This window comes from Mesorhizobium sp. M0174 (assembly GCF_040322275.1).
In the GTDB taxonomy this organism is placed as follows: Bacteria; Pseudomonadota; Alphaproteobacteria; order Rhizobiales; family Rhizobiaceae; genus Mesorhizobium.
Map to the genome: position 1 here is coordinate 492,352 of NZ_JAMYTB010000004.1, position 12,434 is coordinate 504,785.

The 12,434-nt window shown below is 65.6% G+C and carries 11 protein-coding genes; 9 read left to right on the forward strand and 2 right to left on the reverse strand.

Features of this window, described 5'->3' with window-relative positions; genetic code table 11:
- The first annotated feature begins 33 nt into the window (after window positions 1–33).
- Window positions 34–834: a ParA family protein gene (locus NKJ13_RS11930; RefSeq protein WP_352737883.1), complete on the forward strand. Its 801-nt coding sequence runs from the start codon at window positions 34–36 to the stop codon at window positions 832–834.
- A 45-nt stretch (window positions 835–879) separates the two neighbouring features.
- Window positions 880–1,761, forward strand: a complete 882-nt coding sequence (locus NKJ13_RS11935; RefSeq protein WP_352491256.1) for a ParB/RepB/Spo0J family partition protein — start codon at window positions 880–882, stop codon at window positions 1,759–1,761.
- 227 nt (window positions 1,762–1,988) lie between these two features.
- On the opposite strand, the gene holA is transcribed toward NKJ13_RS11935, so the two are convergent.
- Window positions 1,989–3,035 carry a DNA polymerase III subunit delta gene (holA, locus tag NKJ13_RS11940; RefSeq protein WP_352614672.1) on the reverse strand — a complete coding sequence of 349 codons (1,047 nt, stop codon included), beginning with the start codon at window positions 3,033–3,035 and terminating at the stop codon, window positions 1,989–1,991.
- 428 nt (window positions 3,036–3,463) lie between these two features.
- On the opposite strand from holA, the gene NKJ13_RS11945 reads away from it, so the two are divergent.
- From NKJ13_RS11945 to lpdA, 4 genes are all read left to right on the forward strand, one after another.
- Window positions 3,464–4,696 (forward strand): 3-methyl-2-oxobutanoate dehydrogenase (2-methylpropanoyl-transferring) subunit alpha, encoded by a 1,233-nt coding sequence (locus NKJ13_RS11945; RefSeq protein ID WP_254817940.1) that lies wholly within the window; start codon window positions 3,464–3,466, stop codon window positions 4,694–4,696.
- 2 nt (window positions 4,697–4,698) lie between these two features.
- Window positions 4,699–5,712, forward strand: a complete 1,014-nt coding sequence (locus NKJ13_RS11950) for an alpha-ketoacid dehydrogenase subunit beta (protein WP_352737884.1) — start codon at window positions 4,699–4,701, stop codon at window positions 5,710–5,712.
- A 9-nt stretch (window positions 5,713–5,721) separates the two neighbouring features.
- Window positions 5,722–7,113, forward strand: coding sequence for a dihydrolipoamide acetyltransferase family protein (locus tag NKJ13_RS11955; protein WP_352737885.1), 1,392 nt, complete (start codon window positions 5,722–5,724; stop codon window positions 7,111–7,113).
- 263 nt (window positions 7,114–7,376) lie between these two features.
- Window positions 7,377–8,771, forward strand: coding sequence for a dihydrolipoyl dehydrogenase (gene lpdA / locus NKJ13_RS11960; RefSeq protein WP_352737886.1), 1,395 nt, complete (start codon window positions 7,377–7,379; stop codon window positions 8,769–8,771).
- A gap of 168 nt (window positions 8,772–8,939) precedes the next feature.
- Here lpdA and NKJ13_RS11965 read toward each other — a convergent pair whose 3' ends face one another.
- Window positions 8,940–10,043 (reverse strand): saccharopine dehydrogenase family protein, encoded by a 1,104-nt coding sequence (locus NKJ13_RS11965; RefSeq protein ID WP_352737887.1) that lies wholly within the window; start codon window positions 10,041–10,043, stop codon window positions 8,940–8,942.
- A gap of 123 nt (window positions 10,044–10,166) precedes the next feature.
- Between NKJ13_RS11965 and NKJ13_RS11970 the strand changes: the two genes are divergently transcribed.
- The 3 genes from NKJ13_RS11970 to NKJ13_RS11980 all read left to right on the forward strand — a co-directional run bounded on the left by NKJ13_RS11970 (window position 10,167) and on the right by NKJ13_RS11980 (window position 12,400).
- Window positions 10,167–10,595: an Lrp/AsnC family transcriptional regulator gene (locus tag NKJ13_RS11970; protein ID WP_352474012.1), complete on the forward strand. Its 429-nt coding sequence runs from the start codon at window positions 10,167–10,169 to the stop codon at window positions 10,593–10,595.
- A gap of 187 nt (window positions 10,596–10,782) precedes the next feature.
- Window positions 10,783–11,148 carry a RidA family protein gene (locus NKJ13_RS11975; RefSeq protein WP_023675940.1) on the forward strand — a complete coding sequence of 122 codons (366 nt, stop codon included), beginning with the start codon at window positions 10,783–10,785 and terminating at the stop codon, window positions 11,146–11,148.
- Window positions 11,149–11,170: 22 nt separating this feature from the next.
- Window positions 11,171–12,400, forward strand: coding sequence for an amidohydrolase/deacetylase family metallohydrolase (locus tag NKJ13_RS11980; RefSeq protein WP_352777777.1), 1,230 nt, complete (start codon window positions 11,171–11,173; stop codon window positions 12,398–12,400).
- The last annotated feature ends 34 nt before the right edge of the window (window positions 12,401–12,434 follow it).

Consider the following 12,434-nt stretch of genomic DNA (forward strand, 5'->3'; position numbering starts at 1 on the left):
TCTCTGGCCCAAATGAATTTCTGGCATAGACCCATGATGAAGAACGGCCCCCGAATCATCACCGTCGCCAACCAGAAGGGCGGCGTCGGCAAGACGACGACGGCCATCAATCTGGCCACCGCACTGGCGGCCATAGGCGAACAGGTGCTGATCGTCGACCTCGACCCGCAGGGCAACGCCAGCACCGGGCTCGGCATTGACCGGCGCGACCGCATGGTCTCCTCCTATGATGTGCTGACCGGCGAACTGGACCTCGAAGCGGCGGCAATCCCGACGGCGGTGCCTGGCCTGTCGATCGTGCCGTCGACGCTCGACCTGCTCGGCATCGAGATGGAAATCGCCTCGGCGCCGGATCGGGTGCTGCGGCTGCGCAACGCGCTGCGGGCTTCGGCCGCGCGCTCGGCCAATTTCGGCTATGTGCTGATCGATTGCCCGCCCTCGCTCAACCTGCTGACACTGAATTCGATGGCTGCGGCAGATTCGGTGCTGGTGCCGCTGCAGTGCGAGTTTTTCGCGCTGGAGGGCCTGAGCCAGCTTTTGGAGACGGTCGAGCAGGTGCGCCGTTCGATCAACCCCGACCTGACGATCCAGGGCATCGTGCTAACCATGTTTGACGGGCGCAACAATCTCGCCAACCAGGTGGTGCAGGATGTGCGGGCGCATATGGGCGACAAGGTCTATGAAACCGTCATCCCGCGCAATGTCCGCGTTTCCGAGGCGCCGTCCTACGGCAAGCCGGCGATTCTCTACGACCTCAAATGTTCGGGCAGCCAGGCCTATCTGCAGCTTGCTTCGGAAGTCATCCGCCGCGAGCGCAAATTGCGTGCCGCCTAGCAGTAACCAACAAGCGATTCGATACCGAAACGATCTGGACGGACGATGAACGAAGACCCTTCGAGGAAAAGACTGGGACGGGGACTGGCGGCCCTGATCGGCGAAATCGATCGCCCGGCGGCACCGGAAAAGCCCGGGTTGGCGGCCGACGGCAAGGTGCCGATCGAGTTCCTCAGCCCTAACCCGAAAAACCCGCGCCGGCATTTTGGCGACGCCGACCTGACCGACCTCGCCCAGTCCATCCGCGAACATGGCGTGGTGCAGCCGGTGGTGGCGCGGCCGTCGAAAACCCAGCCGGGCCGCTATGAGATCATCGCCGGCGAGCGACGCTGGCGTGCGGCGCAACGCGCCGGGCTGACCGAAATCCCGATTATCGTGCGCGACGTCAACGATCGCACGGCGCTCGAACTGGCGATCATCGAAAACGTCCAGCGCACCGACCTCAACCCGGTCGAGGAGGCGCTCGGCTACCAGCAGCTGATCGACGACCATGGCTATACCCAGGCCGATCTCGGCCAGGTGATCGGCAAGAGCCGCAGCCATGTCGCCAACACGTTGAGACTGCTCAAGCTGCCCGACGTCATCCGCGACATGCTGGTCGACGGGGCGCTCTCTGCCGGCCACGCCCGTACCCTGGTGACGGCCAACGACCCGGCCGGGCTTGCCAAGCGGATCATCGATGAGGGGCTTTCGGTGCGCCAGGCCGAGGCCTTGGCGCAGCTGCCGGTCGGCGCGCCGTCGGCAAAACGCCAGCCCGCCGCACCGCCGCAAAAGGATGCCGACACGCTGGCGCTGGAGCGGCTGATGACCAGCACGATCGGCATGATTGTCACGATCGAGCACAACCAGCGCGGCGGCGTGATCAGCGTCGCCTACCGGACGCTGGAGCAGCTCGACGAGCTTTGCCGAAGGCTGAAGCGGGAGTAGGTAGGTTGCTAAAATTAGCCGGCAAATAAGATTTTTGCTGCCGTGCGGTGATTGGCGAAATCGTCGAAGTAGTTAATCTCCCCCCTTGAGGGGGAGATGGCCGGCAGGCCAGAAGGGGTCGTCAAATTTCAAGCGCCCACCTCCTCTGTCGTCGCGGAAGGGGCTGGTGTTCTACGCGCTGTGACCCTCTGTCGCCTTTGGCGACATCTCCCCCTCAAGGGGGGAGATCAGGTGCGCTGCGCCAGCCTGGCGCTCTCCACGGCAATGCCGAGCAGGGCCTGGCGTGCCAGCGCGACCGACAGATCCGGCCGCCGGCGTGTCTGCAGAACCGCCGTCTGCAGGCGGTTGAGGGCGCGGCCGAGCGCCTCGCTGCTCCAGCGTTCGAGGGCTTTCTCGACCAGCTTGCGCCTGGAGAAAAACACCGGCGGGCGCGCCGCGGCTACGACCGAAGCGGCATTGCGGCCCCCGGCGTCCATCAGGCCGCGCATCGCCTGAATCGCCTGCAACTGCCGCATCGCCGATGAAAGTACCAGAAAGGGCTGGCCGCCGGACTGGCAATGGCGGGTGAAGGCGGTGTCGAAGTCGGCGATCCTGCCTTCGAGCAGGGCGTCGACCGCCGCGTCGAAGGAGAGGCCCGAGACATCGCCAGACGTCGCCTTGACGTCGTCGAGGCCGATTTCGGCCTGGCCATGCGCGTAAAGCACCAGCTTTTCGATCTCGCCGCGCGAGGCCAGCCGGTCGCCGCCGAGATTGCGGCGCAGCGCCTGCCGCGCCTCCAGTGTCATCGACATGCCGGCCTTGCGCAGTTCGTCGTCGATGACCGTATCGATATCCCTGGCCTCATCGGCATAGCAAGGCAATGCCATGGCATTATCCGCCGCCTCCACCACGGCGCGCAGGCCGACGCCCTTCTTCAAGTCGCCGGCCTCGATGAGGATGATGGCGTCCCGCGCGGGCTCCGACGTCAGCGCCTTGACGTCATCGGCAAGCGCCTTCTGAGCGCCGGCGTTGCGCACCCATAGCAGGCGCCGCTCCGAAAACATCGGCACGGTGCGCGCCTCGTCGAGCAGACGGCCCTCGTCGCGATCGACTTCCGATCCGTCCAGCCTGACGACCGAGAACGGATCGTCGAGCGGCAGGCCGGTCTTGCCGGCAAAGGCCTTTGCCCGCTCGGCAACCAGCCCGCGATCGGGACCGTAAAGCAGCACGATCGAGACGCGCGGATCCGGCTTCGCGAGCCATGCATCGACCTCGTATGCTTTCTTTTGTGCCATGGGCGCTGATTAGCATGACGCGGGCGCGGGGTGAACGGCGCCGCCCTCCTTTCCTTCTCCCCTTGTGGGAGAAGGTGGATTGGCGCGCAGCGCCAAGACGGATGAGGGGTGCTGGACGGAGTGCCGTCCTTGCCAAGCTGGAACACCCCTCATCCGACCGAGCTTCGCTCGGCCACCTTCTCCCACAAGGGGAGTAGGAGGTGCTCGCGCCGCCCAACCCGACGCATGCCTTATCTGGCGGGAAACCCGGCGCAATCATCTCCCAAATTGCGCGCCGGCGCGCAAGATCGACAAGAAATTTCGCCGACATATCTCCATCCTGTCGGCCGCGGGCAGCAGCCAGCGGCAGCGAAGCCTCGCCCGACGAATTGGCACTGGTCTGGCGGTGTGCAAATATCCTGGCCGGGCAACAGTGGAGGACCGAGATCATGGCCGATGCCGGAATGCTGCGCTTCCATGTTCCGGAACCGGAAGTGCGGCCGGGCGGGACGCCGGATTTCTCTAATGTGAGCATTCCAAAAGCTGGCTCGGTGCCGCGCCCGAAGATCGACGTCGACCCGCGCGACATCCGCGATCTGGCCTTCTCGATCATTCGCGTGCTCAACCGCGCCGGCGAGGCGGTCGGGCCGTGGGCAGGGCTGCTTTCGGACGACGAGTTGCTGGAGGGGCTGCGCCATATGATGACGCTGCGCAGCTTCGATGCGCGCATGCAGATGGCGCAGCGCCAGGGCAAGACCTCTTTCTACATGCAGCATCTCGGCGAAGAGGCAGTGAGTTGCGCCTTCCGCAAGGCGCTGTCGCGGGGCGACATGAATTTTCCGACCTATCGGCAGGCCGGCCTGCTCATCGCCGACGGCTACCCGATGGTCACGATGATGAACCAGATCTATTCGAACGAGGCCGATCCGCTGAAAGGGCGGCAATTGCCGATCATGTATTCATCGAAGGAGCACGGCTTCTTCTCTATCTCCGGCAATCTGGCGACGCAGTACATCCAGGCGGTCGGCTGGGCGATGGCCTCGGCAATCAGCAACGATTCAAAGATCGCCGCCGCGTGGATCGGCGACGGTTCGACCGCCGAGTCCGACTTCCATTCGGCGCTGGTGTTCGCCTCGACCTACAAGGCGCCGGTCGTGCTCAACGTCGTCAACAACCAGTGGGCGATCTCGACCTTCCAGGGCATCGCCCGCGGCGGCTCCGGTACTTTTGCCGCCCGTGGGCTCGGCTTCGGTATTCCGTCGCTGCGCGTCGACGGCAACGACTATCTCGCCGTCCATGCGGTGGCCAAATGGGCGGCGGAACGGGCGCGCAGCAATCTCGGGCCGACGCTGGTCGAATACGTCACTTACCGCGTCGGCGCCCATTCGAGCTCCGACGACCCGTCGGCCTACCGGCCGAAGGCCGAGTCCGATGCCTGGCCGCTCGGTGACCCGATCGTCAGGCTGAAGAACCATCTCATCCAGCGCGGCGTCTGGTCGGACGAGCGCCACGCCCAGGCCGAGGCGGAAATCCTCGACACGGTGATTTCGGCGCAGCGGGAGGCCGAGCGCCACGGCACGCTGCATGCCGGCGGCAAGCCCTCGGCGCGCGACATGTTCGAGGGCGTCTATGCCGAGATGCCGCCGCATCTCAGGCGCCAGCGCCAACAGGCAGGGGTCTGACCATGCCGCGGCGGACCATGATCGAGGCGATCCGCGACGCCATGGACGTGTCGATGGCACGCGACAGCCAAGTCATCGTGTTCGGCGAGGATGTCGGCTTCTTCGGCGGCGTCTTCCGCTGCACGCAAGGCCTGCAGGCGAAATACGGCAAGGGCCGCTGCTTCGATGCGCCGATCAGCGAATCCGGCATTGTCGGCGCGGCCATCGGCATGGCCGCCTACGGGCTGAAGCCTTGCGTCGAGGTGCAGTTTGCCGACTATGTATATCCGGCCTATGACCAGATTGTCTCGGAAGCGGCGCGGCTGCGCTACCGGTCGAACGGCGATTTCACCTGCCCGATCGTCGTGAGAATGCCGACCGGCGGCGGCATTTTCGGCGGCCAGACCCACAGCCAGAGCCCGGAGGCGCTGTTCACCCACGTCTCCGGCTTGAAAGTCGTGGTGCCCTCGAATCCGTATGACGCCAAAGGCCTTTTGATCGCGGCGATCGAGGATCCGGACCCGGTGATCTTCCTGGAGCCGAAGCGGCTCTACAACGGCCCCTTCGACGGTCATCACGAGCGGCCGGTAACGCCATGGTCGAAACATGAGCTCGGCGAGGTTGCCGACGGCCATTACACGGTGCCGCTCGGCAAGGCGGTGATCCGACGGCCGGGTGCGGCGGTCACCGTGCTTGCCTACGGCACGATGGTCTATGTCGCCCAGGCGGCAGCCGAGGAGACCGGGATCGATGCCGAGATCATCGATCTGAGGACACTGCTGCCGCTCGACCTCGAGACGATCGTCGCCTCGGTCAACAAGACCGGGCGCTGCGTGGTCGTGCACGAGGCGACGCTGACATCGGGGTTCGGTGCCGAACTTTCGGCGCTGGTCCAGGAGAACTGCTTCTACCATCTGGAAGCGCCGGTGGCGCGGGTCACCGGCTGGGACACGCCCTATCCTCATGCGCAGGAGTGGGACTATTTTCCCGGTCCTGCCCGGCTAGGCCGCGCGCTGATCGAAACGATGGAAGCCTGAGGGGGGACGATGGGCGAATATGTCATCAAGCTGCCCGATGTCGGCGAAGGCGTCGCCGAGGCCGAGCTCGTCGAATGGCAGGTCAAGGTCGGCGATCTCGTGCGCGAGGACGCCGTGCTTGCCGCTGTCATGACCGACAAGGCGACGGTCGAAATTCCGTCGCCCGTCGATGGCGAGATCGTCTGGTTGGGCGCCGAGATCGGCGACACGGTGGCGATCGGCTCGCCGATTGTCAGGTTGAAGGTGGCCGGCGAGGGAAATGTGAACGCAGGCGCGAAATCGGCGGAGGGTGAGGTGGCACCTACCCCCACCCCTAGCCCCTCCCCACAAGGGGGAGGGGGACGAGCTTCGGCCGCCAAAGCCGAAGCCAGGTCCAGCTCGCCCTTGGTCGGGCATGTGCCAAGAACCGAGGGCGCACGAACGGCGGATACGGAGTCCCCCTCCCCCTTGTGGGGAGGGTTTAGGGGTGGGGGTACTGCGCCGGCTTTCGGGGGTATAGTGCCGGTCGGTGCGCCGCGCCCCGAGGGCGAAAAGCCACTGGCCTCGCCGGCCGTCCGCTTGAGGGCGAAAGAGGCCGGCATCGACCTTCGGCAGGTCCCGGGAACCGGCGCGGCCGGGCGCATCCGGCACGAGGATATCGAGGCTTTCCTGGCGCGCGGACCCCGGCTCGCCAAGGTTTCCGGCCTTGCCCGCAACGAGGCGGTCGAGGACATCAAGATAGTCGGACTCAGGCGAAAGATCGCCGAGAAGATGACGCTGGCCAAGTCGCGCATCCCGCATATCACCTATGTCGAGGAGATCGACGTCACCGCGCTCGAGGATTTGCGCGCCGCGCTCAACAAGGAGAAGCGGCCGGGCGCGGACAGGCCGAAGCTGACGCTGCTGCCGTTCTTGATGCGGGCGATGGTCAAGGCAATCGCCGACCAGCCCAATGTCAACGCACTGTTCGACGACGAAGCCGGCATCGTCCACCAGCATGGCGGCGTCCATATCGGCATCGCCGCGCAGACGGCTTCCGGGCTGATGGTGCCGGTGGTCAAGCACGCCGAGGCGCGCGACATCTGGGACTGTGCAGCCGAGGTTGTCAGGCTGGCCGAGGCGGCAAAATCCGGCACGGCGACGCGCGACGAACTCTCGGGATCGACCATCACCATCACTTCGCTGGGCGCCATGGGCGGCGTGGCGACGACGCCGGTGATCAATCATCCGGAAGTGGCGATCGTCGGCGTCAACAAGATGATGGTGCGGCCGGTATGGGACGGCAGTCAGTTCATCCCGCGCAAGATGATGAACCTGTCCTCCAGCTTCGACCACCGCGTCATCGACGGCTGGGACGCGGCGGTGTTTATCCAGCGGATAAAGACGCTGCTGGAAACGCCGGCGCTGATTTTTGTGGACTGAGGAGATGAGAACGGTCGCAAAGGCCCCCTCGCCCGGCAGCATGGGGCGCCGGGACGCTGGCTCCCCCTTCTCCCCTTGTGGGAGAAGGTGTCGCCGAAGGCGACGGATGAGGGGTGCTCCAGCTTGGCACCTACCGCACTCCGTCCAACACCCCTCATCCGTCTCGGCGCTACGCGCCGATCCACCTTCTCCCACAGGGGGAGAAGGAAAGGCGCGCAGCGGCCGGATGGTGGGGCATTTATCCCCGAAAGGACGCAGCTGACATGAAGGAAATCTCCTGCAAGCTGCTGGTCATCGGCGCCGGTCCGGGCGGCTATGTCTGTGCCATCCGCGCCGGGCAGCTGGGCATCGACACAGTGATCGTCGAGGCAGGCAGACCGGGCGGCACTTGCCTCAATGTCGGCTGCATCCCGTCAAAGGCGCTGATCCATGCAGCCGAAGAGTTCGAAAAGCTCTCGCACATGGCCGGCGGCAAAAGCCCACTCGGCATAACGGTCGCGGCACCGTCGCTTGATCTCGCGGCGACCATTGCCTGGAAAGACGGCATCGTTAGCCGGCTGAACAACGGCGTCGCCGGCCTGCTGAAGAAAGCTGGCGTGAAGACGGTGCATGGCTGGGCGACATTTCGCGACGGCAAGACCGTTGCCGTCGAGACCGAGATCGGCATGCAGGTGATCCGCGCCGAAACGGTGGTGATAGCGACCGGCTCGGCGCCGGTCGAGCTGCCATCGCTGCCGTTCGGCGGTCCGGTCATTTCGTCGACCGAGGCGCTGGCGCTGAGCGAAGTTCCGGAGAGGCTGGCGGTGGTCGGCGGCGGCTATATCGGGCTGGAACTCGGCATCGCCTTTGCCAAGCTGGGCGCCAAGGTGACCGTGGTCGAGGCGTTGCCGCGCGTGCTGGCGCAATATGATATGGAACTGACCCGGCCGGTGGTGAAGCGGCTGGCCGAACTCGGCATCGAGGTGCTCGTGAACGCCAAGGCCAAGGGGCTGTCCACTAAGCGCGACGCGCTGCTGGTCGAGACGAATGGCGGCAAGAACGGCAAGATTGCCGCCGACAAGGTGCTGGTCACGGTCGGTCGCAAGCCGGTGACCGAAGGCTGGGGGTTGGAGCAGATCGACCTCGACATGGCCGGACCCTTCATCCGCATCGACGACCAGTGCCGCAGCTCGATGCGTGGTATCCTTGCCATTGGCGACGTCACCGGCGAGCCGATGCTGGCGCACCGGGCGATGGCGCAAGGCGAAATGGTCGCCGAGATCGTCGCCGGCCACAAACGCAGCTGGGACAGACGAGCGATCCCGGCTGTCTGCTTCACCGACCCGGAGCTGGTCACCGCGGGCCTGTCGCCGGAGGAGGCCAAGACGCGTGGCGAGATCAAGGTCGGACTGTTTCCCTTCACCGCCAATGGCCGGGCGATGACGAAGTTGGGCGATGACGGATTCGTCCGGGTAGTGGCGCGGGCGGACAGCCATCTGGTGCTTGGCATCCAGGCCGTCGGCCAGGGCGTGTCGGAACTGTCGACGGCGTTTGGGCTGGCGCTGGAGATGGGCGCGACGCTGGAGGACATCGCCGGGACGATCCATGCCCATCCGACACAGGGCGAGGGTTTTCCGGAAGCGGCGCTGAAGGCGCTGGGGCACGCACTGCATGTCTGATGGCTCGCGCTCTCCCCCCTTGAGGGGGAGATGGCCGGCAGGCCAGAGGGGGTCGGTTCGACTGGATGCGACCTCCCTTGCGACAGATGGAGGTTGACGCTCTACGCGAGGCGACCCCCTCTGTCGCCTTCGGCGACATCTCCCCCTCGAGGGGGGAGATTACGCAGCTCACCCCGCAAGCCGGCTAACCATCTCGTGCTGCGCATAGGCGCGGCCGAAGCGGTTGGCCAGGAACGCGTCGAGCGCGATGTCCTCCTGCTTGATGAAGCCCCTGGCCGGCAAGCTGCCGTCGGCGAGCATGTCGAGCACCGCGCAGATGGCCGATGCGGTGGTGATCTGGATGGCGCTGCGCACCGTTTCGCCGTCGCGCCTGGCGTAGATCTTGTTAGCGTAGGTTTCCTGCAGCAGACGACCGTTCTTGCGGCCGCTGACGGTGACGAAGACGATAACCACGTCCTGCAGCGTCGCCGGCAGGGCGCTTTCGAAAATGTCCTTCAGCACGTCGCGGCGGTGGCGCAGGCCGAGGTCGTTGAGCAGCGCCTTCATGATCGCCGCATGGCCGGGATAGCGGATGGTGCGGTAGTTCAGCGTTCGCACTCTGCCCTTCAGCGTTTCGGCCAGCGTGCCCAGCCCGCCCGAGGTGTTGAACGCCTCATAGGTGACGCCGTCGAGCGAGAATTCTTCACGCTCCTCGAGCGGCGGCACTTCGATCAGCTCGCCTTCGACGATCGCCTCGCAAGGCTCGCAATATTCGTTGATGACGCCGTCGGTGCTCCAGGTCAGATTGTAGTTCAGCGCATTCGACGGGTACTGCGGCAGCGCGCCGACCCGCATGCGCACGCTTTCCAGCGTGTCGAAGCGGCTGGCGAGATCGTTGGCAACTATCGAGATGAAGCCCGGCGCCAGACCGCATTGCGGGATGAAGGCGCTGCTGCCGGAACGCGCCAGTTCCTTGACCCGCCTGGTGCTGACGACGTCCTCGGTCAGATCGAGATAGTGCACGCCGGCGCTGGCCGCCGCCTCGGCGATGCGCGTGGTCAGATGGAAGGGCGCGGCGCTGAGCACCGCGAATTTGCCGGCCAGGGCCGCTTCGAGGGTGCCGGCGGCCTCGATGTCGAGTTCCAGCGTCTCGACCGTTTCAGGCAGTTCGGCCGCGCCGAACTGCGCCGCCGAGCGGTCGACAAGCGTGACCTGGTAGTCGCCCGTGGAAGCCAGCATCTCGGCAATGGTCGAGCCGATCTTGCCGGCGCCGACGACGATGATTTCCTTCATGACCGGTCCCTCGCACCAATGCTAAATTCAGGGTTAGAATCGCAGCTTGCCTGTCGAAAGGAAGCGTGAGATTGTACGAAACGCAGCCTCTCTTTGGGCAATGTGCCGGTAAGGTTCGTCGAAATGCTCAGCGATGCCGACCAGGCTCTGCTTTCCCTGCTGCGCACCAATGCGCGCGCCTCGACCGCCGAACTGGCGCGGCGGCTCGGCGTCTCACGAACGACGGTGCAAAGCCGGATCGAGCGGCTGGAACAGCGCGGCATCATCGCCGGCTATGGGGTCAGGCTGTCGCCGGATTACGAGCAGGGGCTGGTCAGGGCGCATGTCCTGCTCACCGTAACCCCCAAGCTTGCCGACAAGGTGGTGCGCAGCCTGCAGGCGCTGGCACCGGTTCGCACGCTGCACTCGGTCAGCGGCAATTTCGACATGATCGTCATCGTCGAGGCGCCTTCGATCAGGGATCTCGACACGCTTCTCGACCAGATCGGCGCCATGGACGGAGTCGAGCGCACGTCGTCGTCGATCATCCTGTCGACGCGGATCGACCGCTGAGCGGGCTGGTGTCGCGGGTCCAGATGCTGACGCGAAGGATCACCGAGCGCAGTGATCGTTCTGGCGCTCTCGCGGCAAAGCGATATAGGCTTCGAAGATGTTGGATGAGACTCGCAGAGAGGCCGCGTCCTCTCGCGCCAAGCTGACAAGTCGCTCGGTCACGCAACGATTTCCAGAGGAGGCCTCCTTGCCCAAGCAGTGTTTTGGAAAATCCCATGTGCCGTTGTCGCCGGCGGTCAGGGCCGGCGACTTCGTCTATGTCTCAGGCCAGGTGCCGGTCGGCACAGACGGGCTGGTGGTCAAGGGCGGCATCGCCGAACAGACCGAGCAGGTGCTGTCGAACGTCAAGGCGGCACTGGCGCTGGCCGGCTGTACCCTGGACGACGTAGTCAAGACGACGGTCTGGCTCGAAGACGCCCGCGATTTCGGCATCTTCAATACCGTCTACGCCCGGCATTTCCCGAAAGACCCGCCGGCGCGCACGACAGTGGAGTCGCGGCTGATGATCGACATCAAGATCGAGGTCGAGGCCGTTGCCTACAGGCCGGCGTGACGGGAAAGTGGAGACAGGCGCGATGCAATTCGATCTCCTGATAAAAGGCGGCCGCCTCATCGATCCGGCGTCCGGCCTCGACGCGCAGCGCGATCTGGCGATTGCCGACGGCCGTATCGCCGCGATCGACACCGAAATCCCCTTCGAACGTGCCGCCCGCGTCATCGATGCCACGGGCTCGATCGTCGCGCCGGGCCTGATCGACCTGCACAGCCATGTCTATTGGGGCGGCACGTCGCTCGGCGTCGATGCCGACCGGCTCGCCGCAAAGAGCGGCACCACCACCTTCATCGATGCCGGAAGTGCCGGTGCCGGCAATTTCCTCGGCTTTCGCCGCCACGTCATCGAGCGCTCGAAAGTCCGTATTCTGGCTTACGTCAACATTTCCTTTGCCGGCATATTCGGCTTCTCGCAGACCGTGGCGGTCGGCGAGTGTAGCGACCTCCGGCTCTGCGAACCGCGCGAGACGGTAGCGGCGGCTCGCGAGCACGCGGACGTGGTTGTCGGCATCAAGGTCCGCTCGGGTCGCCATGCCGGCGGCACCAGCGGCATCGCGCCGGTCGATCTCGCGCTCGAAGCCGCCGACAAAGCCGGCCTGCCGCTGATGGCGCACATAGACGAGCCGCCGCCGGGCCGCTCGGAAGTGCTGCCGCGGCTGCGCAAGGGCGACATCCTCACCCACTGCTTCCGGCCGTTTCCCAACGCGCCGGTCTTCGCCTCGGGGGCGGTGCGGCCAGATATGCGGCTGGCGCGCGAGCGCGGCGTCATCTTCGATATCGGCCACGGCATGGGCTCGTTCGATTTCGAGGTGGCCAAGGCGATGCTCGGCGAGGGGCTGGCGCCGGACGTGATCAGCAGCGACGTGCATCTCTACTGCGTCGACGGGCCGGCCTTCGACATCCTGGTCTGCATGTCGAAGCTGCTGGCGCTCGGCATGCCGCTGGTCGAGGTGCTGCGCGCCGCCACGCAGCGCCCTGGCGAAGCGATCGCCAGGCCCGATCTCGGCAGGCTTGCGGTGGGTGCGGTCGGCGACATCGCGGTGCTGCGGCTGCGTCCGGGCCGCTTCACCTTTGTCGATTCGGTCGGCGCCTCGCTGGTCGCCGAGCAAAGGCTGGTCTCGGACGGAATCGTGGTCGGCGGCAGCTGGTGGCCGAACGAGGCGGTGGACGATCTCGGCGAAACCGAGCGTTTCGAAGCGCATGCGCACGACACGCATGTCGAGGTGGCGAGCCGGCATTTCGGGCGTGGGTGATCTCCCCCTTGAGGGGGAGATGTCGCCGAAGGCG

Bases quoted from the DNA above. Each gene is read 5' to 3' on its own strand.
- NKJ13_RS11955 (WP_352737885.1), top strand. From the start codon at position 5,722: ATGGGCGAATATGTCATCAAGCTGCCCGATGTCGGCGAAGGCGTCGCC.
- NKJ13_RS11930 (WP_352737883.1), top strand. From the start codon at position 34: ATGATGAAGAACGGCCCCCGAATCATCACCGTCGCCAACCAGAAGGGC.
- NKJ13_RS11950 (WP_352737884.1), top strand. From the start codon at position 4,699: ATGCCGCGGCGGACCATGATCGAGGCGATCCGCGACGCCATGGACGTG.
- lpdA (WP_352737886.1), top strand. From the start codon at position 7,377: ATGAAGGAAATCTCCTGCAAGCTGCTGGTCATCGGCGCCGGTCCGGGC.
- NKJ13_RS11970 (WP_352474012.1), top strand. From the start codon at position 10,167: ATGCTCAGCGATGCCGACCAGGCTCTGCTTTCCCTGCTGCGCACCAAT.
- NKJ13_RS11965 (WP_352737887.1), bottom strand. From the start codon at position 10,043: ATGAAGGAAATCATCGTCGTCGGCGCCGGCAAGATCGGCTCGACCATT.
- holA (WP_352614672.1), bottom strand. From the start codon at position 3,035: ATGGCACAAAAGAAAGCATACGAGGTCGATGCATGGCTCGCGAAGCCG.
- NKJ13_RS11945 (WP_254817940.1), top strand. From the start codon at position 3,464: ATGGCCGATGCCGGAATGCTGCGCTTCCATGTTCCGGAACCGGAAGTG.
- NKJ13_RS11935 (WP_352491256.1), top strand. From the start codon at position 880: ATGAACGAAGACCCTTCGAGGAAAAGACTGGGACGGGGACTGGCGGCC.
- NKJ13_RS11980 (WP_352777777.1), top strand. From the start codon at position 11,171: ATGCAATTCGATCTCCTGATAAAAGGCGGCCGCCTCATCGATCCGGCG.